Here is a 23,410-nt window from a genome sequence, read left to right on the forward strand (position 1 = left end):
GGCTGCTTCGTCCATCCCCGGGACAGCGGGGCCCCCGGTAGCCGACGGGCCGGGCGCGGGTCCGGTGCTCAGCCGGCAGGGTGTTTTCCGGCCTCGCGGCCGTCGACGTACGTCGCCACCACATCGATGTCGCCGATGCGCGAGACGTCCACGCCGTGCGGGTCGTCGCCGAGGACGACCAGGTCGGCGCGTTTGCCCGGGGTGAGGCTGCCGGCCCGGTCCTCCCAATGGCAGGCGTAGGCGCCGGCGACGGTGTACGCGTGCAGGGCCTCGTCCACGGTGATGCCCTCGTCCGGGCCGATCAGCCGGCCGGACGCGCAGGCGCGCTCGACCATGAACTGGACGGCCCGCAGCGGGGAGCCGTCCGTCACCGGGCGGTCGGAGCTGCCGACCAGGGTGATGCCGTGGTCGAGGAACGCCCTGCCCCGGTAGAGCCAGGGGGCACGCTCCGCGCCCATGATCGCCGCGTAGTCGTCGCCGAAGTACCGCAGGAAACTCGGCTGGACGACGGCGCTGACGCCCAGGCGCGCGAGGCGCGGGAGCTGGTCGGGGCGGATCAGGCCGGCGTGCTCGATGCGGTGCCGGGCGCCGGGGCGGGGGCGCAGCCGCTGGGCGCGTTCCAGGGCGTCGAGGGCCACGTCGGCCGCGCGGTCGCCGATGGCGTGGACGGCGAGCTGCCAGCCGCCGAGGTGGCCGTCCACGATCGACTGGGCGAGCACCTCGGGGTCGTCCTGCAACTGGCCGGCGTGGTCCAGGCCTTCATAGGGGGCGCTCAGGGCGGCGGTACGGGCCATCATGCCGCCGTCGGTGAAGATCTTGAGGGCGCCCACGGAGAGCCAGTCGTCGCCGAAGCCCGTGCGGAGGCCGAGGTCGAGGGCTTTGGGGATGCCGTCGGCCTCGTGCGCGCCGGCCGGCCGGAGCCGGTCCGCGGAGACCATCAGCTGGACCCGCAGCGGCAGCAGGCCCTTCTCGCGGGCGAGTTGGTAGGCGCCGAGCTCGACCGGGGTGTGGCCGAAGAGGGCGCCGCCGATGCCGGCTTCGGCGCAGGCGGTGATGCCCTCGGCCAGGCAGGTGCGGGCGGCGCGTCCGATGGACTCGGCCACCTCCTCCTGGGAGTACGGCAGCCGCAGGGCGCGGGCGGCCCCCATCGCGCCTTCGGCGAGGAAGCCGTTCTCGTGCGGGACGTCGGCGGCGAGCAGGTCCAGGACGGCGGTGTTGACGACGCAGCCGTGCCCGGAGTCGTGCAGCACGTACAGCTTGTGTCCCCGGCTGACGGTGTCGAGTTCGGCGGCCGTCAGATGGCGCCCCAGCGCCCGCTGGTCGTAGCCGACGATGCTCACCCAGGCGCCGGGCGAGTCCTTGCGGGCGACGGCTTCGGCCACGACCGCGAGGGCGTCGTCGATCCGCGTACAGCCCGCGATGCTGGTGGTGTTCTGGGTGAAGCCGGTCCAGGGCAGGTGCACGTGGGCGTCGATGAACCCGGGGAGCACCGTGGCGCCCTGGAGGTCGATCACCTCGCGCGCGGGCAGGGCGGCGACGGCCTCGTCCAGGCCGACGACCCGGCCCTGCCAGATGCCCAGTTGGCGGGCGACGGGGTGGTCGGGGTCCATGGTGAGGAAGCGGGCGTTGACGAGCTTGGTGCACAGCACGGGCGGTGTCGTCCCCCCTGTGGGTGTCGGCCGGAGCGGGTCAGGCGTCGATCGACCGTACGAGGGAACGGGGGCGCAGGTCGGTCCAGTTGGCCTCGATGAACTCCAGGCACGCCCCTCGGGTGTTCTCCTCGAAGACGGTCGTCCATCCGCCCGGCACTTCGGCGAAGGAGGGCCAGAGCGAGTGCTGGCCCTCGCCGTTCACCAGCACGAGGAAGCGGCCCTCGGCGTCGTCGAAGGGGTTGGTGCTCACGGTCGGTACCTCCCGGGAACGTCATCATTAGGTTAGGCTCCCCTAATTGCGAAGAGCTTAGTCTGTCCCCTTGCCGCTCACAAGGAGATCCGCATGCCCCTGACCGATCCCGTCTCCGACCGCGGGCCCGGCACGGACCACTCCTTCGCCGCGTACGGACTGCCCGGCGAACCCGGCACCGAGGCGTTCTGGGCGGCAGCGGGCACACCCGCCTCCATCCCTACGGGCGACGGGAGTTGGGTGACGCTGTTCCTGTGGCGCGGCTCTCCGGCGAGCATGGCGTTCGAGAGCTGGTCGGACCCGGTGCCCCTGCGCCGGTGGGGGGGTACGGACTGCTGGTACGTCGAGGTCCCCATGCCCGCGCGGCTGCGCGTGAGCTACCGGTTCCTCGTCGACGGCACGGCGCACGCCGACCCCTTCAACCCGGCCGGCGCGGGCGGCGACCGCTCCGTCGCCGCGACCCCCGACGCGCCCGCCCAGCCGCACTGGCCCCTCATCGGCCCCTCGGACGTCCTGCCCCTGCCCCGTACCCGGCTGCGCTGGAGCAGCGAACGGCTCGGCGGGCGGCGCACCGTACGGGTCCATCCCGCGGGCGGTGGCGGACCGTTGGTCCTGCTGCTCGACGGGGACGACTGGCTGTACCTCCACCCGGCCGTGACCGCCTTTGACTCGGCCGTCGCCGCCGGCGAGATGCCCCCCGTCACCCTGGTGTTCCTGCCGGTCCGGGACCGGGAGGCCGAGTTCGGGTGCCGGCCCGCGCTGTGGGAGGGGGTGCGGGACGAGCTGCTGCCGCTGGTGGCGCAGACCGGTCTGCGTGCGGACCGGGACCGTCTGGTGGTCGCCGGGCAGAGCCTCGGCGGGCTGAGCGCGCTGTACGCGGCGCTGGAGTTCCCGGACCTGGTGTCGCGGGTCGCCTGCCAGTCGGCGTCGTTCTGGTGGACGCCCGGCGCCCCGGACCCGGCGGACCCCCTGGGCGGCCCGGCGGGCGGCGCCCTCGCCGCGCGGCTGCGGGAGGGCCCCGACCTGTCCGGGCTGCGGATCGCCTTCGACGTGGGGGAACACGAAACGCGCATGCTGCCGCACTGCGAACAGGTCGAGGCGTTGACCGAACGGGCCGGAGCGACCGTACGGGTGTCCCGTTCGGCGTCCGGCCACGACCGGGCGGGCTGGCGGCACGCCCTGCTCAGGGACGTCGCCTGGGCCCTCGGTTAGGGGGCGTTGCGGGACTCTCGCAACACCCACGGCTCCCTCGGACCGTGCCGCTCAGCGGGCCACCGCCAGGCAGTAGTCCTCGTCGGTGGCGAGGAGGTTGCGGTGGGTGTCCTCGGCGGTGATGACCCCGTCGTCCAGGACGAGGACGCGGTCGGCGGCGTCCAGGAGGGCCGGGCTGCCGGTGATCACCACGGTGGTGCGGCCACGGCGCAGCCGCGCGATGTTGCGCGCGATGAGCTGTTCCGTGACCGCGTCCACGGCCGTCGTCGGATCGTGCAGGACGAGGATCTCGCTGTCGGCGGCGAGGGCACGGGCCAGGGACAGCCTTTGGCGCTGTCCGCCGGAGAGGTTCGCGCCGCGGTCGCGGACCGCGTAGTCGAGCCCCTCGCGGTGGAGGGCGACGACGTCGGTCAGCATCGAGGCCTCGACCGCCTCGCGGAGCGTGCGGCTGGTGCCCGACGGGTCGATGTTCGTACGCAGGGTGCCGGCGAAGATCTCCGCCTCGTACGGGTTCACCAGCATGTGCTCGCGGACCGCCTCGAGCGACAGGCCGGCGATGTCCTGCCCGCTGAGGCGCACCACTCCCTCGTACGCGTCCGGCGGGACCTTGACGGCCAGGATCGAGGCGAGGTCGGCCGCGGCGCGCGGCTGGTAGACGGCGATCGCCACGAACTCGCCCGCCGGAACATCGAACTTCAGCTCGCGCAGGGCCCCGTACCGGACGCGGTCGATCTCCAGGTCGCCGCCCGCGGCCGGCCGCTCGGACGCGGTGGCCGTCACCGGCGGGGCGGCCAGCACCAGCGCCATCCGTTCGGCCGAGGCGCGGGCCGTCATCACGTACTTGGGCATGTCCGAGAACATCTTGAGCGGTTCCATGATGAACTGGGCCAGCCCGACGGCCATGACGAGTTCGCCGATGGTGATCCGGCCGTCGAAGGCCAGCCAGCCGGCCGTCAGGGTCACGGAGGCGGCGAGGACGGCGTTGAGGGCCGTGGCGGTGCCCGCGTACGCGCCGTTCGCGAGGGCCACGGTGACCGCCTGCCGCTTGGCCTCGGTGCTGACCCTCCGGTAGGAGCCGAACGCGGCGTGGTTGCCGCCGAAACCGTGCAGCGGGCGCAGGCCGGTGATCAGGTCGGCGACCTTCGCGCCCGCCCGCGCGACGCGGGCCTGTTGTTCGCGGGTGCCGGAGCCGATCCGTTTCGACATCACGCTCAGGACCGACAGGATCGCGACGGTGCCCGCGATCACCAGCAGGCCGAGCCGCAGGTCGGCCACTCCCAGCGCGACCGCCGCGACCAGCACGGCGACCAGCGAACTGATCAGCAGCGGTACCACCTCGATGATGTCGGCGCTCTGGTCGGCGTCCTCGGTGGCGATGGTCAGCACCTCGCCGAACTTGAGGTCCACGTCCCTGGCGACCGGCTGGAGTCCGCGCTCCGCGACGCGCACCCGCCAGCGGTGTGCCTCGGTCGTGTTGGCCTTCTGCAGGATGCGCATGCCGAACCGCCACGACAGCGACACGGTCGTGATGATCACGGCCAGCACGGCGATCGCCGCGGCGAGGGCGTCGAGGCTGCGCTCCCCCCGCATCGTGTGCTCGACGATCAGGCCGAGTGCGATGGGGAAGGCGGTCTCACCGGCCTGGTAGAGGCCCATGAGGACGGTGCCCCAGGCCATGGCGCCGACGTTGCGGCGCAGTGCGGTGCGGAGGATGTCGGACCCTGCGTGGGGCCGCCGCGTGTCAGGAGTCTTCATCGAGGTGCCGGGCAATCACTTCCGGGGTGCGCAGGGTGAACAGATCACGGATCGTGATCACTGGACCGTACTCGCGGCGGAGCAGCCCGATCAGCCGCACCGCCAGCATGGAGTGTCCTCCGAGGGACATGAAGTCGCTCACCGCGCTCACCTCGTCGTCGTCCAGGTCGAGTGCCTCCGCGAAGTACGCGCACACGACGGTCTCGGTCTCGGTCTCGGGGCCGCGTTCCCCCGCCGTGGTCAGCGCGCCGAGCGGCTTGGCCTCCGGGAGTGCCTTGGTGTCGGCCTTCCCGTTCACGGTCAGGGGGATGGCGTCGACCTGCGCGTAGTGGGTGGGGCGCAGGAAGTCCGGCAGTGCGGCGCCCACTTCGGTGGCGACGGTCGCCACGTCGGACCCGTCGAGGACGAGGTAGGCGGCCAGCCGGTGCGCGCCGTCGACCTGCGGGTCGGGCTGGGCGACCGCGGCGGCGAACCGTACGGCCGGGTGCGCGGTGAAGGCGGCCTCGACCTCGCCGGGTTCGACCCGGTGGCCGCGGATCTTGACCTGCTGGTCGGTGCGGCCGAGGTACACCAGGTTGCCGTCGGGCCGCCGCAGCACGAGGTCGCCGGTGCGGTACATCCGCTCGCCGGGAGCGCCGAACGGGCAGGCGACGAACCGGTCCGCGGTCTGGCCGGGCCGGCCGAGGTAGCCGCGGGCGATGCCGATGCCCGACACGTACAGCTCACCGGGGACCCCGTCCGGCAGCGGGCGCAGCCACGGGTCGAGCACGTACACGTCGGTGTTGTCGATGGCCACGCCGACCACCGGGTCCTGGCATTCGAAGGTGCCGACGCCGAGCGTGTTGATGGTGTACTCGGTGGGCCCGTACAGGTTGTAGCCGGCGGTGCCCCCGGTCTCGGCGAGGCGCCGCCACAGGGTCGGGGTGACGGCCTCGCCGCCGAGCAGTACCAGCGCCGGCCGCCGCGACGGGTCGTCGAGCAGGCCTTCGGCGACGAGCTGCTGGGCGTAGGTGGGGGTGACGTTGATGACGTCGATCCCGTGTTCGAGGCAGTACTCGACCAGCCGGGGGGCGTCGCGGCGCAGTTCCTCGTCGCAGATGTGCACCTCGTGGCCGTCGGCGAGCCACAGCAGCTCCTCCCACGACATGTCGAAGGCGAAGGACACGGTGTGCGCGATGCGGAAGACCCGGTGGCCGTGCTCGGCGAGCACCGGCTCGAAGATCCGGCGCTGGTGGTTGATCAGCATGTTGGTGAGCCCGGCGTACGGGGTCACCACGCCCTTCGGGCGCCCGGTCGATCCGGAAGTGTAGATCGTGTACGCGGGGTGCCGCAGGCGGTCCGGGTCGGCCGGGGCGTACGTCACGAAGGGCTCGGCCTCGGGCAGGGGCCGGTCCAGTTCGATCAGGTCGCCGGTCAGCCGGGGGGACACGGCGCTGACGGTGAGGACGACGTCGGGGCGCGCGTCCGCGAGGATCGCGGCGATCCGCTCGTCCGGGTGGTCGAGCTCCAGCGGCACGTACGCGGCGCCGGTGCGCAGTACGGCGAACAGCGCCACGATCGAGTCGAGCGAGCGCGGGACCGCGAGGGCCACCGTGGTCTCGGGGCCGATGCCGCGGCGGGCGAGCACGCCGGCCACTTCGCGGCTGCGGTCCCGGAGGGCGGCGAAGGTCATGGTCCGGCCGTGGGCGACGAGCGCGACCCGCTGCGGGTCACGGTCCGCCGCCCGGTCGAAGCGGTCGACGACGGTTTCCGTGCCGATGTCGGTGCGGTCGGCCGGAGCGGGCCGGGGCTCCGGGCCGGGCAGCGCGCCGAGCGGGCCGGTGGAGCGGGCCAGGTCGTCGAGCACGCGCAGGTAGTCGTCGAGGAGCCGGCGGGCGGCCGGCGTGTCGTGGTCGCGGTACTCCAGCTTGACCGTGAGCTGGTCGCCGGGCGTGACGACCCAGGTGAAGGGGTAGTGGGTGGAGTCGTCGGCGCGCACCGCGGTGATGCCGTGCCGGGCGTTCATCTCGGCGAACGCGTCCATGTCGAGGAAGTTCTGGAGCACGAACAGGTTGTCGAAGAGCGTGTCGTGGCCACTGGCCCGCTGGATTTCGCCGAGCCCCAGGTACTCGTGTTCCATCGCCGCGACCCTCGCCGCCTGTACGGCCGACAGGTACGCGCCGGCCGTGTCTGCCGGCCGGGCCCGCGTCCACAGGGGCACGGTGTTGAGCAGTACGCCGACGACGGCGGACAGGCCCTCGCCCTCGCGGCCGGAGACGGTCACGCCGAACACGGCGTCGCCGCGGCCGGTGCGGGCACCGAGGAGGAGGCCGAAGGCGCCGGTCAGTACGGTGTTCAGCGTGACGCCGTGCGTCCTGGCCGCCTCCCGCAGCAGTTCCGACTCCTCGGTGGACAGCGTGTGGACCAGCGTGCGGGGCAGGTCCTCGACGAGGGCCGGGGCCGGTCCGGCGAGCAGCGTCGGGCCGGGGAGGTCGGTCAGGTGCTCCGCCCAGAAGCGTTCCGCTACGGCCGCGTCCCTGGCGTCGAGCCCGCGGGCGTAGTCCTCGAAGCTCGGAGCCGCCGGGGTCGGGGGCGCCAACTCGCCCGCCAACGCGGCCTCGTACGCGTCGAACAGGTCCCGCAGGACGATCTCACGGGACCAGCCGTCCCACAGCAGCAGGTGGTAGCTCAGCAGCAGGCCGTCACAGCCGTCGGGCCGCCGCACCACGGTCAGCCGGATCAACGGCGGTTCGCCCGGGTCGAATCCGGTGTCCCGGTCGCGGGCGAGGAGGGCTTCGACCTCCGCGTCCGTGGCGAGGACGAGCGTACGGACACCGACACGCCGGCCCGGGGCGAGGACCTGCACGGCGTTTCCGTCGTCGTCCGTGGTGAATCCGGCGCCTACCACCGGGTGCCGGGCGATCACCCACGCCATCGCCTCGGCCAGCGCGTCGGTGTCCAGGCGCCGGTCGAAGGTGAACCAGCTCTGCGCGACGTAGTGGCCGGCCGGGCCCGCCAGCTGGGCCTGGAAGAACAGACCCCGTTGGAGGGGGGTGACCGGCGCCGTGTGCTCGGCGGCCGTGGCGGCGTCCGCGATGCGTTCCAGTGCCCGCAGCCAGTGCGCGGTGATCTCGTCGGGTACGCCCTCGGCGAGGGTGAAGGCCGCGTGCAGGCTGCCGGTGGCCGCGTCGGTCCAGGCGTTGACCTCCACGGCGTACGGGCTGCCCGGGTCCGCACCGGTGAGGTGCAGGGCCTGGGACTCGTCGCCGCGGCCGAGGTAGTTGAAGAGCACCTGCGGGCGGGCGGCCAGCAGCGGGCCGGTCTGCGGGTTGAGGTACCTGAGCTGTCCGTACGCCACGTGCGCGCGCTCGTCCGGCTGCCGTTCGACCACCTCGCGGGCCGCCGCCACGGGGTCGGTGTGCGCACTGAGCCGTACGGGCGCGATGGACGTGAACCAGCCGACCGTACGGGTGTAGTCGTGGTGGGGCAGCACCGGGACCCGGCCGTGCCGCTCGAGCTCGACGGCGAGATCGGTGGGCGTGGGCTGTACGTGGGTCAGCGCGGTGCGCAGCGCCCCGCACAGCAGCTCGGTGAGCCCGATGCCGAGTGCGGCGGGCGCGGTACGCGTGACGAGGTCGCCGACCTCCGGCGGGAGCACGACGGTGGTCTCGCGCGGCGCCTCGACGGCGGGCAGCAGCGGGGGCGCCTGGAGCGTGGTGATCCAGTGCCCGAGGTCTTCGGTCACGTGGGCGGACCGGGACGCGAGGGCCTGCGCGTACTCGGCGTAGGAGGTGGTCGGCGGGGCCAGGGCGGTGCCGCGCAGGGCGGCTGTCAGGTCGTCGAGGAGGACCAGCCAGGACACGGCGTCGACGGCGAGGTGGTGCACGGTGACCACCAGGGTCCGGCTCGCCTCCAGCCAGGTGAAGGCGATGACCTCCCCGGCCTCGGGATCGAGCCGTCCGGCGGCCTCGTTCGCGGCGGCCGTGGCCGCGGCGGTCGGGTCCGCCGTGGCCGCGGTCGCCGGATCGGTCGTCGCATCGGTCGTCGCACCGGTCGTCGCAGCGCTTGTCCCAGCGTTTGTCGCAGCGTTTGTCGCAGCGGTGGCGCCGGTGGTGTCCGCCCGTACGACGGTGACCGCGCGGGCGGGTTCGGTGTGCAGGGCCCACACCCCGTGCTCGACGCGCAGCCGCAGCCGCAGGGCGGGGTGGGCCGCCACGACGGCCTCCGCGGCGCGCCGGGCGTCGGCGAAGCCGGTGCCCTCGGCCGTCACGATGGCCCTGGCCTGGGCGAACCGGGCGAGTGATCCGCCCAGTTCGCGCCGGCGCAGGATGATCGGTGTGGGCGTCAGCGGGCCGTCCTCGTGGACGGCGGGGGTGGGTGCGGGGGCCGGCTCCGCGCTCTGCGGGGTGCGCGTCGCCAGGTGTCCGGCGAGGGCGCGGGGCGTCCTGAGCAGGAACACGTCCCGTGGCGTGAGCGCGAGGCCGAGCGCCCGGGCCCGGTTGACCACGGTGATGGCGAGGATGCTGTCGCCTCCGGCCCGGAAGAAGTCGCAGTCACCGTCCACGGCGACACCGGGCAACGTGTCCGTGAAGATGCCGAGCAGCGCGCCGAGCGCCGAGCCGGTCGCGGACACCGGGACGGCAGGGGGTGCGGCCCGCTCGGCCAGGGCCCTGCGGTCCAGTTTGCCGTTGACCGTCAGCGGCAGGGCGTCGACCGGGAGGACCAGGGCGGGCACCATGTGCGCGGGCAGCTTCGCCGACAGGAGGCGGGTGAGGGCGGTGGCGTCTTCGGGCAGGCGGCCCACGACGTGCGCGACGAGGTGGTCACCGCTGTCCGCCACGGTCACGGCGGCGTCGACCACACCGTCGATCTCCCTGACCGCGGACTCCACCTCGCCGAGTTCGATGCGGAAGCCCTTGAGCTGCACCTGGTCGTCGGCGCGGCCGACGAACTCCAGGTCGCCGTCGAGGGTGCGGCGGGCGAGGTCGCCCGTGTGGTACATGCGGGAGCCGTCACCCGCGAACGGGTCCGCCACGAACCGGCCCGCCGTCAGTCCCGGCCGGCCCAGGTAGCCGAGCGCCACCTGGTCGCCGGCGACGTAGACGGCGCCCACCCGGCCCGGCGGGACGGGCCGGAGCCGGTCGTCGAGGAGGTGGGTGACCAGGCCGGGGATCGGGACGCCGATCGGGCTGACGTCGCCGCCGCGCTCGAAGTCCCGTTCGGCCAGGACCCGGTGGGTGACGTGGACGGTGGTCTCGGTGATGCCGTACATGTTGACCAGCTCGGGCGTGGCGATGCCGTGCCGCTCGACCCAGCCGCGCAGCCGGCTCAGGTCGAGCGCCTCGCCCCCGAGGATGATCCGGCGCAGTGCGGGAAGCGGCTCGCCGGCCTGCCGGTCGGCGTCGACGAACTGGTGGAAGGCTGAGGGGGTCTGGTTGAGGACGGTCACGGCGCGCTCGCGCACCAGCCGGTGGAAGTCCACCGGGGAGCGGGTCAGCGCGTAGTCGGGCACCAGCAGCTCGGCGCCGTGCGTGAGAGCGCCCCACAGCTCCCAGACCGCGAAGTCGAAGGAGTACGAGTGGAACTGGACCCACACGTCGTGCGGGCCGAAGTCCATGCCGGGGCGGGTGTTCGCGAGCAGGGTCACCACGCTGGAGTGCGGGACGACGACCCCCTTGGGCCTGCCGGTCGATCCGGACGTGTAGATGACGTAGGCGGGATCGTGCCAGTCGACCTCGGCTTCGACCTCGGCCGCGGGCGCGGGCGCGGGCGCGGGCGCGGGCGCGGGCGCGGGCGCGGCGACTGTGGCGTCCGGCGGCGCCTCGTCCCCCTGCACGAGGACGCGGGCCGGCACGCCCGCCCGGTGCAGCAACCGTACGAAGCGGTCCCGCTGTTCCCGGTCCACGAGCAGGACCTGCGGTGCGGCGTCGGCGAGGACGTACTCCAGCCGTTCGTCCGGATAGGCGAGGTCGAGCGGTACGTACGCGCCGCCCGCGGTGACGACGGCGACCAGCGCGACGACCTGCTCCAGGGAGCGGGGCACGGCGACGGCGACCCGTGCGCCCGGTCCGACGCCGGCCGCGCGCAGCACGACGGCCGACTCGTTCTTGGCCGCGGCCAGTTCTCCGTAGGTCAGGGATCGGACTTCGCCGTCGAGGGCGCACTGGGTGACGGCGGCCCTGGCCGGGTTCCGGTGCGCGGCGGCGTCGAAGAGCGCACCCAGGGTCGTCGGCGTGATCGGCTGCGGGCGCCGGGCGTCCTCGGGCGCGAGATCGTCGACCAGGTCGTCCGGGCGGGTGAGCAGACCGGTGAGGGTGTGGGTGAAGGTCCGCAGGATCGCGCGGGCGCGCGCCTCCCGCAGCAGTGCGCCGTCGTGGATGAGGTTGAAGCGCGGCCGGCCGTCGGGGGCGCGTTCCACCACGAGCGTCAACGGGTAGTGCGGGGCGCCCTCGTTGACGATGCCGGTGACGGCCAGGGTGTCGTCGGGCCCGCGTAGGCCTGCCACGTCGGTCGCGACGTCGAAGACGACCAGGGTGTCGAAGAGCGGTCCGGCGCCGACCTGGCGGGCGATGCGTGCCAGCGAGACGTGCTGGTGCGCCAGCACCGCGCTCTGGTGTTCCCGTACGGAGGCGAGCAGTTCGCGTGCCGTGGTGTGCGCGGCCCACCGGACGCGCACGGGAACGGTGTTGATGAACAGGCCCACCATGTCGGCGATGCCGGGCACGTCCGCGTCCCGCCCGGACACCGTGGAGCCGAACACGATGTCCCCGCCGTACGGGTGCGTGCCGTGCAGGACGCCGGCGAGCGTCACCGCCCAGGCGGTGTGCACGGCCACGCTCAGCGGTACTCCGGCCGAGCGGGCGGCCTCGTCCACGTCCTCCGCCGGCTCCACGGCCGTGTCGGCGAACCGGTCGGACGGCGTGTGCCCCTCGGCGACCAGCGAGGGGCCGCACAGCCCGGCGAGCTGCTCGCGCCACACCCGGTCGCTCTCGTCCTCGTCGCGCCGGGCGAGCCAGTGCACGTAGTCGGCGAAGCCGCCGAGCGGGTGCACGGTGCCGGGTGCGTGGTATTCGGCCAGCAGCGCGCGGAGCATCGGCGGCACCGACCAGCCGTCGGCGATGATGTGGTGCACGGTCTGCACCAGGACGGTGCGGCCGGCGCCCGCGCGGACGAGCGTGTACCGCATCAGCGGTCCGGTGGCCAGGTCGAAGCCCGCGCGACGGTCCCGCTCGGCGAGGTCGCGGATCTCCTCGTCGGTGATGCCGGGGCGGTCCAGCGTGGTGAACGGGGCCCGCGCACCGCTTTCCAGTACGGAGACCACCCGGCCGTCGGCGAGGGCCGTGAACCGCGCGGCCAGGTTGGGGAAGAGCGTGAGCAGGCGGGTGGCGGCCGCCGCGAGCCGGGCGGGGTCCACCTCCCCCTCCAGGGTCAGCAGCTGCTGCTCCACGTAGCTGCCCGCGGAGTCGTCGTCGAAGACCGAGTGGAAGTACAGGCCCTCCTGGAGCGGGGTCAGCGGCAGGACGTCCCGCAGGCACGGGCCGTCCAGGTCGTCCACGTCGGCCTGGGTGAGCTCCACCAGGGCGAAGTCGCCGGGAGAGTGGCCGCCTTGGTCGAGCGCGGCCAGAGCGGCCAGGGCCTCTCGGAAGTACCGTGCGATGGTGGCGATGTCCTCGTCGGTGAACATCCCGTCGGGCCAGGAGATGGTGGTGGTCAGTTCGTACGCGCCGGCCGACGAGGCGGGTTCGGCGATGGCGTTGAACTCCAGGGCGCGCGGCAGACGCATGCGCGGATCGCGCCGCTCCCCCAACGGTGCGGTGCTACAGGCCAGTTGCCAGTCGCCGCGGGCTCCGGAGTCGAAGCGGCCCAGGTAGTTGAAGAGCACCTGGGGTGCGGGTGTGTCGGAGCCGGTGCCGCCGCTCAGGTACCGCAGGACCCCGTAGGAGAGGCCGTTGCCCGGTACCCGGGCGAGGTCGTCCTTGACCGCCTTGAGGGCGGCGGCCAGGTACGCGGGGGCGGTGAGGTCGGCGGCGGGTCCGGGGTCGACGGTCACCGGGAAGAGGGTGGTGAACCAGCCGACGGTCCGGGAGAGTTCGGGTTCGAATCCGGCGGTCCGCGCCACGAGGTGCCCTTCGCGGCCGTGGCCCTCCAGTTCAATGTGCGCGAACGTCTGGTCCTGCCCGAGGTCGCGGCGCCACCGGGCGAGGGTGACGGCGAGCGCGGTGAGCAGTACGTCGTTGACGCCCGCGTGGAACAGGGCGGGGATCTCGCCCAGCAGGGCGGCCGTCACCTCGGGCCCGACCGAGACGGTCGTCACCCGCTCTCGCTCGACGGTGTCGGTCCCGGCCGGAGCACGCCTGCCCACCGGTGCGTCGGGCCCCGGCAGGGGGCGCCGGTAGTGGGCGCGGTCGGCGTCGAAGGCCGTGCGCTCCAGCAACTGTGTCCAGCGCCGGAACGACGTGCCCACCAGGGGCAGTTCGACGGGCTCCCCCGCGGCGAACCGCTCCCATGCCGTGGCGAGGTCCTCCCGCAGGATCCGCCAGGACACGCCGTCGATCACCACGTGGTGGACGACCACGACCAGCTGCCGGGCCGCCCGGCGCCAGACGGCCCGCAGCATCACGCCGTTGTCCGGGCCCAGCCCGGCGGTGGCGAGGGCGACGCACGCGTCGAGCGACAGGTCGTCCCCCTCCTGCCACCCGGCCGCGGTCCCGTCGGGCTCCGGGACGTCGAAGCCCCAGCGGTCGCCGCGCACCAGCCTGGCGCGCAGCATGTCGTGGCGCGCGACGACGGCGGTGAGGATCTGGTCGAGGGCGTCGGCGGTCAGCTCGGCCGGGGTGTTCAGCACCACCGACTGGACGAAGCCGTCGATGGCGTCGGTGGTCTCGCCGAGCCATCGGAGCACGGGCGATCCGGTGACGGGACCGGTCGCGACGTCGCCGTGGTCCACGGCGGCCGCGCCCTCGCGGCTCGCCACCGCCGCCAGCGCGCCGATGACGCTGTGGGTGAAGATCTGCCGGGGTGTGACGTGCAGGCCCACGGTGCGCAGCGCGCTCAGCAGCGAGATGGCCAGCAGGCTGTCCCCGCCGAGCTGGAAGAAGTCCTGGTCGACACCGACCGCGTCCAGTCGCAGCAGCGCCGCGACCGCCGCGCACACCAGGCGTTCGTTCTCGGTGGCGGGCGGGGCGAGCGGTCCCGTCCCGAGGTCGGGTTCCGGCAGCGCGCCGCGGTCGAGCTTGCCGTTCGCGGTGAGCGGGAACTCCTTCATCACGACGACGTGCGTGGGCACCATGTACTCGACCATGTGCGCGGCGGCCCACGCCTTGACCTCGTCCGCCCGCAGGTCCTCGCTCCCGGCGGCCGGGATCACGTACCCCACGAGGTAGGTGCCGCCGGACGTGTTCTTCTTCGCGAGGACGCAGGTGTGGCGCACGTCGGGGTGTTCCGCGAGGCCGACCTCGACGTCCTCGATCTCCAGACGCATCCCGCGGATCTTGATCTGGTTGTCGGCGCGGCCGAGGAAGTCCAGCGAGCCGTCCGGGGCGAAGCGTGCGAGGTCGCCGGTCCGGTACAGCCGGGACCCGTCCGCGGCGAAGGGGTTGGCGACGAAGCGGGAGGCGGTGAGGCCGGGCGCGCCCGCGTATCCGCGCCCCAGGAGGAAGCCTCCGACGTACAGTTCGCCGCCGACTCCGACCGGGACCGGGCGCAGTCGTTCGTCCAGCACGTACAGCTGGGTGTTGGGGTTGGCCTTGCCGATCGACGTCGACAGGCGTTCCGCGGTGCCCCGGTAGACGACGTGCGAGACGCCGATCGTCGTCTCGGCCGGGCCGTAGCCGTGGTACATGGGTATGTCGAGCCGGTCGCGGAACCGTTCGTACAGCTCCGGGGTCAGCACCTCGCCCCCGCACCACACGTGCCGCAGGCTGTCGAGCCGCCCGGAGTGGCCCGCGATCTCCAGCAGCACGTCCAGCATGGACGACACGAGGTAGGTGAAGGTGACGCGCTGCTCGGCGATCACGCCGAGGAGGTGGTGCGGATCGCGTTCGCCGCCGGGGCGCAGGACCACCAGCCGGCCGCCGGACACCAGCGGCAGGAAGATCTCGTTGATGGAGATGTCGAAGGACAGCGGCGCCTTGAACAGCGAGGCGTCGTCGTGGCCGAAGCCCAGGATCTCGTCGACCTGCCACAGCAGGCGCTCGCTGATCGCCTCGTGGCGGATCATCGCGCCCTTGGGGCGGCCGGTCGAGCCGGACGTGAAGATGACGTAGGCGAGGGCGTTGCCGGGGACGGTGATCCCGGTGCCGTCTCCCGGGTAGGAGCCGTACGTCCAGTCGCCGAGGTCGACGACCACGGCCGGGGGCTCGTCCGGGTCGTGCTCGCCCGGGCCGGCCAGTTGCAGGACGACGCGGGCGTCGTCGATGACGACGGCCCGGCGCGCGGCGGGCCACTGCGGGTCGAGGGGGACGAACGCGGCCCCCGCCTCGAGCACGGCGAGCAGGCCGATCACCATGTCGGCCGAGCGGCTCAGGGAGATGCCGACGACCTGCTCGGCGGTGATGCCGCGTTCGATCAGGTGGTGGGCCAACTGGCTGGAAAAGCGCGCTGTTTGACGGTACGTCAGCGTGCGGTGCTCGTCGATGACGGCGACGGCGTCCGGCCTGGTCCTGGCCTGCTCGCGGAACATCTCCACGATCGTCGGGCGGACCCGGTCCACTCCGGTGTCGTTCCACTCGGCGAGGGTCGCGAGCCGCGTCGCCGCACTGGACGGGGTGATGCCGGCGAGGGGCCGGTCCGGGAAGTCGGCCAGGTCGTCCAGCGCGAGCTGTGCGTCGGCCACCGCGACGCCTTCGGGGACGGCGATGCTCCGGCCGTCCTCGCCGACCTCCCAGCCGGGCACCTCGGCAACGCCGTTGGCGGCCTTGCCGAGGACGTCGGCGAACAGGGTGCCGGGGGTGAGTTCCATGCCGTCCGGGCTGCTGCCCGTCGCCCAGTACGACAGCCCGATGGCGCACGCGTGGGCGATGGTCCGGTCGCAGTGGTCGCCTGTTCGTCGGCGCACGCCGGCCAGGCGCGTGGGAGAAAGCCGCACGAGACGAGCGGTCGGTTCCGTCATCGAAGACTCAACGCCCCTTCACAGTCCGTGAGTGCCCACCCGGATCGGGGTGGGCTAGCTGCCCTCGCGCCAGGCCCGCCACAGGTGGGCGTACCGGCCGCCCAGGGCCACCAGTTCCTCGTGGGTGCCGTGCTCGACGACGCGTCCCGCGTCCAGCACGGCGATCCGGTCCGCTGCCATCGCCTGGGTCAGCCGGTGCGCCACGAACAGCGTGGTGCGGCCCGCGCACGCGGCGAGCACGGCCCGTTCCAGCTCGGCCGCGCCCTCACTGCCCGCTTCGGCCGTGGACTCGTCGAGCACGACCACCGGGGACCGGCCCAGTACCAGCCGGGCGAGGGCGATCTGGGCGACCTTGGTGACGTCCAGGCGCTCGCCGCCCTCGCCGACCAGGGTGTTCAGTCCGTCGGGCAGCGCGTCGACCCATCCGTCGGCGCCGACGGTGCGCAGGGCGTCCGTCAGTTCGGCGTCGGTCGCCTCCGGTGCGGCCAGCCGCAGGTCGTCGGCGAGCGGGCCGGAGAACACGTGCGTCTCCTGCGTCAGGATGCTCACCAGGGCCCGCGCGCCGGCCTCGTCCAGATCTGCGAGGTCGGTCGGCCCGATGCGCACCGATCCGGCCTGGGGGGTCCCGATGCCCGCGATCAGCGCGGCCAGGGTCGACTTGCCGGCGCCCGTCGCCCCCACGAGCGCGAGCGAGCCACCGGCCGGAATCATCAGGTCGACGTCCCGCAGGACCGGCTCCTCGGTGTCGGGATAGCCGAAGGTGAGCGCCTCCACCCGGACGGGGTACGGCGCGTCGACCGCCGGCGTGACCCCCGGGGCGCCGACCAGACGGTCCTCCGCGTCCTCCCCCAGCACCCCGACCAGCCGGGTGAGGCTCGCGCCCGACTTCTGTGCCTCGTCGAAGGTGAACATGATGGAGCCCAGTGGGGTGAACAGCCGGTGGAACAGCAGCGGAGCCGCGGACACCTCGCCCAGGCTGGCGGCGTCGGCCTCCAGGAGGGCGTATCCCACCACGATGATCAGGACCAGTCCGATGAACTCGGCGCGGTTCTCCCGGCCGACGAACCGGCCGAAGAGCCGGAACACCTCGATGCCGAGTTCGCGTACCCGCCACGACTCGCTGGTGACCTTCTCGCGGACGGCTCCCTCCAGGCGGTACGCCCGGACCGTGTCGATCCCGTTGAGTCCGCTGATCAGGGCCTGTGCGCGGTCGGCCTGGACCGCGCGCTGCCTGCGGTAGAGCGGGGCGGACCGGGGCAGGTACCAGCGCAGGGCGAGCGCGTACGCGGGCAGCGCGCCGGCGCCCGCCAGGCCGAGCCGCCAGTCCAGGCCGAACATGCCGAGCGTGGCGATGACGACCAGCACGCCCGCCGAGAACACCGTGGGGACGGCCGTGCGGATGCCCCGGGACAGGACGGCGACGTCGTCGCCGACCCTGGACAGCACGTCTCCCCGGCCGACCTGCTCGATGCGCGCGCTCGGCATCCCCAGCACCGCCCGTACGGCGCCTTCGCGCAGCCGGGCGAGCAGGTCCGCGCCGAGCCGCCCGACCAGGTAGGTGGACAGGGCGGTGGCCGCCGCGCCGAGCAGCGCGGCGGCGACCATGAGTACCCCCGTCGTGACCAGGACGGAGCGCGGTTCGCCCGCCACCACCCCGTCCACGACCTGCCCGAGCAGCAGCAGCGGGAGTACCTGGAGCGCGGCCCCCGCCACCGTGGTGAGGACGGTGGCGGCCGTCAGCCAGGGCACCTCGCGGCAGTGCGCCGTGACCCAGCGGGTGGCCTCGCGTCCGCTCGTCGTGCGCAGGGTCGGCGGGGCGACGCGCGTACCGGTGGTGCTCACCCCCGGCCGACCGACTTGACGAGTTCGTCGATCGCGTACGGCAGGGACAGCAGGGTGCCCTGGGACATGGCGGCGCCGACCGCCGGGCCTTCGCTGTCCAGCAGGTACGACACCTTGCCGTTCTTGACGGCGGCCAGGTTGGCGAACAGCTCGAACTTCTTGAGCGCCTCCGTGTCGGCCTTGTCGTTGATGACGAAGATGCGGTCGACGTCGATGAGGTCCATGCGCTCGGGTGAGAGCGTGGTGTAGAACTTGCCGTCGGCGATCTTGTCGATCTCGGTCTGGTAGGTGAAGCCGGTGCCCGTCACCAGGCGTCCGCGGACGTCGGTGGAGGTGAACGGGGCCGCCGAGTCCTTGTACCAGGACAGTGCGACGGCGGTCTGGTTCGCGAACTCGGGGTGGGCCTTCCTGGCCGCGTCGAGCTTGTCCTGGACGCCCTTCACCAGCTCGACGCCCTTGGACTCCTGGCCGAGCGCCTTGGCGATGTGGACCGCGTTGTCCTGCCAGGGGGCGCTGAAGGGCTCCTTCTCGGCCTTGGTGCGTCCCACCGTCGGGGCGATCTTGGAGAGCTTGTCGTAGGCGGCCTGGTCGATCTCGGAGTAGACCGCGATGATCAGGTCGGGCCGGAGTGCGGCGATCTTCTCGTAGTTGGGGCCGGTGTCGCCGTTGCTCATGACGACCTCGGGGCGGGTGTCGCCCCACTTGTCCTTCACCCACGGCCACTGGGTGTTGACGTCCGGGCTCGTGCCCGGCGGGTTCGGGTACTGGTCGACCATGCCGACCGGCTTGGTGCCGAGCGCCAGGATGGCCTGGTCGTCGGTGTAGCCGACGGAGACGACCCGCCGGGGAGCCTTGCTGACCTCGGTGGATCCGAACGCGTGCTCCACGGTGACCGGGAAGGTGCCGGCCGCGGCGGCCGGGGCGTCGTCGCCCTTCTTGTCGGCCGGGTCCTTCGCGTCGGAACCGCAGCCGGCCAGGAGGCCGATGCCGAGGGCCGCGGCGGACAGTACCGCCATCAGCCGGCCCCGGGGGGTGGTACGCGTCGTTCGCTGGAGAAGCATCCGCAATCCCTTGCTTTCGTGCTGTCCACTGCGCCCCCGCCCGAGGGCAGGCACACCGTATCGCGCCCAAGTGAGGCTAGCCTAGCCTTACTTGACTCGGAATTGTGTCCGATCTAGTCGATTCGGCCGGGCTGGACGTGGGTGCGGCCGATGGGCACGATGAGCGGCCGGTCCCCCACCGGATCCTCGATCACCAGGGCGCGCAGCCCGAAGGCCTCGTGCAGCAACTCGGCGGTGATCACGTCCCGTGGGTGCCCCTGCGCCAGGATCGATCCGGCCCTCATCACGATGAGGTTGTCGCTGTACCGCGTGGCCAGGTTGAGGTCGTGCAGCACCATCACCACGGTGCGTCCCGACTCGTGCAGGTCGTCCACCAGGTCCAGCACGTCGATCGCGTGCGCCAGGTCCAGGAAGGTGGTCGGCTCGTCCAGCAGGAGCAGGTCGGTGCCCTGGGCCAGCGTCATCGAGATCCAGACGCGCTGGCGCTGCCCGCCGGACAGCGCGTCCACCGGACGGTCCGCCAGGTCGGACACCCCGGTCAGGGCCAGCGCCCGTGCCACGACGGCGGCGTCGTCCGACGACCACTGGCGCAGCCAGCTCTGGTGCGGATGGCGCCCCCGGGCGACCAGGTCGGCCACCGTGAGCCCGTCCGGCGCGACCGGCGCCTGGGGCAGCAGGCCGAGCTTCTTCGCCACGTCCCGGGTCCTGAGCGTGGCGATGTCCTCACCGTCCAGGACGACCGAGCCCTTCGTCGGCTTCAGCAGCCGCGACAGGGTCCGCAACAGGGTCGACTTGCCGCAGCCGTTGGAGCCGATGATCGTGGAGATCACACCGGGCGGGATCGTCACGTGGAGGTCGTCGATGACGCTCCGGCCGCCGTACCCGACGGTGACCCCGCTGGCCGCCAGCCGCGAGGTCTCCTGACCCCCGGACGCGATCCCGGCGATGGGCGATACGGCCACTGCTCCCCCTGAACTGGACGTGCCTGCATACGAGTCGGTCAACGGAGGTTCGCCCGCACCAGCAGGTGGACCAGGAAGGGGCCGCCGATCGCGGCGGTCACCACGCCGACCGGAAGGGTGATCGGCAGGGCCGTACGCGCCACCAGGTCGGCGCCGGTCAGCAGCAGGGCCCCGAAGATGCCGGAGGCCACCATCGGCGGGGTCGGGCACCTCAGCAGACGCATCGCCACCTGCGGCGCGACCAGAGCGACGAACGGGACCGGGCCCGCCGCGCTCACCGCCACGCCGGCCAGCAGGACCGCGCACAGCAGCAGGACCGCGCGGACGGCCGAGTACCGGACGCCCAGGCCCGCGGCCACCTCGTCGCCGAGGTGCATCGGTTTGAACTGGAACGCGGCGCACGCCACCACGACCATCAGCGCGAGCGTGCACCAGAGCGCCACCCGGATGTCGTCCCACGAGCGGTTGTCCAGCGAGCCGATCAGCCAGGCCTGGGCCCGGGCCACGTCCCTGATGTCGGCCCGGACCAGCAGCCAGGTCGTGACGGCCTCCGTCACGGCGCTCACCGAGATGCCGATGAGGATGAGCCGGAAGCCGTCGATGCCGCGCCGCCACGCCAGGAAGTACACGAGGAGCCCCGTACCGAGACCGCCCGCGAGCGCCGCTCCCGACAGACCGACGGAGCTGACGACCGCCGCGGCGGTCCCGCCCGAGACCGTCACCAGGAACACCGCGACCGCGCCGGCGCCCCCGGTGATGCCCAGGATGTCGGGGCTGGCCAGCGGGTTGCGCGCAATCGACTGGGTGATCGCCCCGGACACCCCGAGCGCGACGCCGACGACGCACCCGGCCAGGGCCCGCGGCATCCGCAGGTCCATGATCACGAACTCGTCGACCTGCTCGCCCCGGCCGAGGATCGTGGCGATCACCCGCGGCAGGCCGACGGGGAACTCCCCGACGCCGATGGACAGGCAGAACACCAGGAACGTCGCCGCCGTCAGCAGCAGGGTGGCGCACACCATCCACGGCCGCCAGACGAACGACACCCGGCCGAGCCGGACCCCCGGCGCCACCGACGCCTTCACCGCGTCCACCGCTTCCGCTTCCACGTCGGCCCCGTTCACGCGCTCTTGAACTTTCCGCGCCACACCAGGACCGCGAAGAACGGGGCACCGAGCAGGGCCACCACGACACCGGCGTCCAGCTCGCCCGGCCGCACCAGCAGCCGCCCCGCGATGTCGCAGACCAGCAGGACGACGGCCCCGAGCAGGCCCGCGTACGGCACCAACCAGCGGTAGTCCGGCCCGGTCAGGTCGCGGGCCACGTGGGCCACCATGAGGCCGAGGAAGGCGATGGGTCCGCAGGCCGCCGTCGCCGCTCCCGCCAGCAGGGTGATGGCGACGATGCCCACGGCCCGGGTCAGCGCGATGTCGACGCCCAGCCCGCGCGCCACGTCGTCGCCGAGGTTGAGCAGGTTGACGGCGGGCAGCGTGGTCAGGGCCAGCACCACCCCGACGGCGATGAACGCGGTCACCGGCCAGATGACGTCGAATCCGACTCCGGCCACCGAGCCCGCGTTCCAGAAGCGCAGCGCGTTCAGCGAGGCCTTGTCCGAGAGGGCGACCGCCGTGGTCATGGCGGCCAGGAACACGGTGATCCCCTGCCCTGCCAGGGCCAGCGTCAGCGGGTTGCCGGCCCCCCGGCCGATGCTCGCCAGCCCGAACACGACGACACCGGCGACCGCCGCGCCCAGGAAGGCGAACCAGACGTACTGGAACGGGCCGGCGAAGCCGAACACGGCGATCACCGTGACCACCGCGAAGGACGCGCCCGCGTTCACCCCGAGCAGGCCCGTGTCGGCGATCGGGTTGCGCGTGTACCCCTGGATCAAGGCCCCGCCGACTCCCAGGGCCACGCCCGCGACGACCGCGAGGACCGTCCGGGGCACTCGTACGGTCCGCACGATGAGCCTGATCTCGGTGAGCCGCCGGTCCGGGTCCGGCGCCCCCGTCAGCCCCTGCCACACATCCGCCGGGCTCAGCGCGCGGGCACCGACGGCCAACGACACCGCCACCGCGGCCAGCAGGATCAACAGAAGCGTCAACGATCCCGCAATACGGCGCCTGCGGGCCTCCGTCGCCCCCTTGGGCGCGGGACGCTCCACTGTAGTCGTGCCCATGTCGCTGTACGTCATCCCTTCGCTGACCGGCCCGGGTATCGGCTAGCGGGCGGTGCTGCCCGTTCCGTCGGCCACCGTCCGGACCTCGTCGGGATTCGTCGTGAGGCCCCGGTCGAGGAGCGAGTCCAGGATCTCGCCGACCCTGACGCTGGTGTTGGACAGCAGGGACGAGGTGATGCCGTGCGTGTGCTCCGTGCCGCCCTGCACGTAGAGGCCGCAGCGCAGTCCGGGGTCGGTCGCGATGCGGTAGTCGCGCTCGACGCGGACACGGCCCTCGTCGTCGCGCAGGCAGCGGTCGGCGACCTCGCCGAGGAGGCCGAGCGGGTCGGCGGGGCGGTAGCCGGTGGCGAAGACGACCACGTCCGCGTCCAGGGGCGTCTCCTCGCCGGTGACCAGGGACTGCACCGTGGCGTGGACCCCGGCCGGCGTCTCCGCGACGCCGGTGAGCCGCGAGACGTTGAGGAAGCGCAGGCGCTCGGTGCCGAGGACCTTCTCCTGGTACATCTGCCGGTACAGGTCGTCGATCAGATCGATGTCCACCACGGAGTAGTTGGTGTTGCGGTGGTAGTCCATCAGCTTGCGCTTGACGTTCTCGGGCGCGGTGAAGAAGGCTCCGACCGCCTCGGGGTCGAAGATGCGGTTGGCGAAGCCGCTGTCGTCGGCGGGGCTGTACCCGTACCGGGAGAACACGGCGCATACCTCGGCCCCGGGGAAGCGGCGGTGCAGATAGGCGACGTTCTCGGCGGCGCTCTGCCCCGCGCCGACGACGACGAACCGGGAGGGGTCGGCGCCCCGGAGGCCGTCGACCTTCGTCAGGAGGTCGGAGTTGTGCCAGATGCGGTCGGTGCGCTCCACGCCGTCCGGCATGAGGGGGCGTAAGCCGGTGCCGATGACGAGGTTGCGGGCGCGGCGGAGCGCGAGCCCCTCCGCCGACCGGACCGTCACGTCGAGGTGGTCCACCACGCCGTCGTGGACGACCGGCGTGACCCCGACGACCTCGTGCCCGTAGGACACCATGTCGTCGACCTGGGCCGCGGACCACTCCAGGTAGTCGTGGAACTCTACCCGCAGGGGGAAGAGGTTCTTGTGGTTGATGAAGTCGATCAGCCGGCCCTTGCTCTTCAGGTAGCACAGGAAACTGAACTCGCTGGCCGGGTTCCGGAGCGTCACCAGGTCCTTCAGGAAGGACACCTGCATGGTCGCGTCGTCGATGAGCATGCCCCGGTGCCAGCCGAAACGCGGCTGCTGTTCGAAGAAGTGAGTGGTGATCACTTCCTCCCCGCCGACGCGTGCGTTGTGCTCGCCGACCGCGATCGCCATGGCCACGTTGGACGGCCCGAAGCCGATGCCTATGAGGTCGTGGATCAGCGGGGGGTCGCCAGGACGAGCCTGTGCCATGTCACTCCCA

Annotated in this window: 11 protein-coding genes; 1 reads left to right on the top strand and 10 read right to left on the bottom strand. The window is 72.9% G+C overall.

What is annotated here, in order from left to right; genetic code table 11:
- Positions 1–68 precede the first annotated feature (68 nt).
- Positions 69–1,649 (bottom strand): amidohydrolase, encoded by a 1,581-nt coding sequence (locus tag ACZ6JT_RS02325; protein WP_469206302.1) that lies wholly within the window; start codon positions 1,647–1,649, stop codon positions 69–71.
- A gap of 40 nt (positions 1,650–1,689) precedes the next feature.
- Entirely contained in the window at positions 1,690–1,902 is a 213-nt protein-coding gene (locus tag ACZ6JT_RS02330; protein ID WP_351296379.1) for an MbtH family protein, read from the bottom strand.
- Between the two features lie 93 nt (positions 1,903–1,995).
- Between ACZ6JT_RS02330 and ACZ6JT_RS02335 the strand changes: the two genes are divergently transcribed.
- A complete protein-coding gene (locus ACZ6JT_RS02335) occupies positions 1,996–3,114 on the top strand; it encodes an alpha/beta hydrolase-fold protein (protein WP_469206304.1) in 1,119 nt (372 codons plus the stop codon).
- A 51-nt stretch (positions 3,115–3,165) separates the two neighbouring features.
- On the opposite strand, the gene ACZ6JT_RS02340 is transcribed toward ACZ6JT_RS02335, so the two are convergent.
- The 8 genes from ACZ6JT_RS02340 to ACZ6JT_RS02375 form a co-directional block, all read right to left on the bottom strand.
- Positions 3,166–4,869, bottom strand: coding sequence for an ABC transporter ATP-binding protein (locus ACZ6JT_RS02340; protein ID WP_469206307.1), 1,704 nt, complete (start codon positions 4,867–4,869; stop codon positions 3,166–3,168).
- The gene (locus ACZ6JT_RS02345) at positions 4,856–15,958 is read right to left on the bottom strand and encodes an amino acid adenylation domain-containing protein (protein WP_469206308.1); all 11,103 of its coding nucleotides are present in this window, start codon (positions 15,956–15,958) and stop codon (positions 4,856–4,858) included. Before ACZ6JT_RS02345 ends, ACZ6JT_RS02340 begins: the two co-directional genes overlap by 14 nt.
- Positions 15,959–16,012: 54 nt before the next feature.
- Positions 16,013–17,800: an ABC transporter ATP-binding protein gene (locus tag ACZ6JT_RS02350; RefSeq protein WP_469206310.1), complete on the bottom strand. Its 1,788-nt coding sequence runs from the start codon at positions 17,798–17,800 to the stop codon at positions 16,013–16,015.
- Positions 17,797–18,861 carry an iron-siderophore ABC transporter substrate-binding protein gene (locus ACZ6JT_RS02355; protein WP_469206312.1) on the bottom strand — a complete coding sequence of 355 codons (1,065 nt, stop codon included), beginning with the start codon at positions 18,859–18,861 and terminating at the stop codon, positions 17,797–17,799. The genes ACZ6JT_RS02350 and ACZ6JT_RS02355 overlap by 4 nt, the downstream gene beginning before the upstream one ends.
- A gap of 113 nt (positions 18,862–18,974) precedes the next feature.
- Positions 18,975–19,823 (bottom strand): ABC transporter ATP-binding protein, encoded by an 849-nt coding sequence (locus tag ACZ6JT_RS02360; protein ID WP_469206314.1) that lies wholly within the window; start codon positions 19,821–19,823, stop codon positions 18,975–18,977.
- Positions 19,824–19,861: 38 nt separating this feature from the next.
- Complete coding sequence (locus ACZ6JT_RS02365) at positions 19,862–20,845, bottom strand: FecCD family ABC transporter permease (RefSeq protein ID WP_469208137.1); 984 nt, start codon at positions 20,843–20,845, stop codon at positions 19,862–19,864.
- A gap of 98 nt (positions 20,846–20,943) precedes the next feature.
- The gene (locus ACZ6JT_RS02370; RefSeq protein ID WP_469206316.1) at positions 20,944–22,002 is read right to left on the bottom strand and encodes a FecCD family ABC transporter permease; all 1,059 of its coding nucleotides are present in this window, start codon (positions 22,000–22,002) and stop codon (positions 20,944–20,946) included.
- A 42-nt stretch (positions 22,003–22,044) separates the two neighbouring features.
- Positions 22,045–23,400: a lysine N(6)-hydroxylase/L-ornithine N(5)-oxygenase family protein gene (locus tag ACZ6JT_RS02375; RefSeq protein WP_469206318.1), complete on the bottom strand. Its 1,356-nt coding sequence runs from the start codon at positions 23,398–23,400 to the stop codon at positions 22,045–22,047.
- Positions 23,401–23,410: the final 10 nt, after the last annotated feature.

The sequence above is a fragment of the Streptomyces sp. NPDC046308 genome (assembly GCF_055588065.1).

Coding starts and splice junctions, on each gene's coding strand:
- ACZ6JT_RS02370 (WP_469206316.1), bottom strand. CDS start 22,002: ATGGGCACGACTACAGTGGAGCGTCCCGCGCCCAAGGGGGCGACGGAG.
- ACZ6JT_RS02345 (WP_469206308.1), bottom strand. CDS start 15,958: ATGACGGAACCGACCGCTCGTCTCGTGCGGCTTTCTCCCACGCGCCTG.
- ACZ6JT_RS02355 (WP_469206312.1), bottom strand. CDS start 18,861: ATGCTTCTCCAGCGAACGACGCGTACCACCCCCCGGGGCCGGCTGATG.
- ACZ6JT_RS02340 (WP_469206307.1), bottom strand. CDS start 4,869: ATGAAGACTCCTGACACGCGGCGGCCCCACGCAGGGTCCGACATCCTC.
- ACZ6JT_RS02335 (WP_469206304.1), top strand. CDS start 1,996: ATGCCCCTGACCGATCCCGTCTCCGACCGCGGGCCCGGCACGGACCAC.
- ACZ6JT_RS02365 (WP_469208137.1), bottom strand. CDS start 20,845: ATGGTGTGCGCCACCCTGCTGCTGACGGCGGCGACGTTCCTGGTGTTC.
- ACZ6JT_RS02375 (WP_469206318.1), bottom strand. CDS start 23,400: ATGGCACAGGCTCGTCCTGGCGACCCCCCGCTGATCCACGACCTCATA.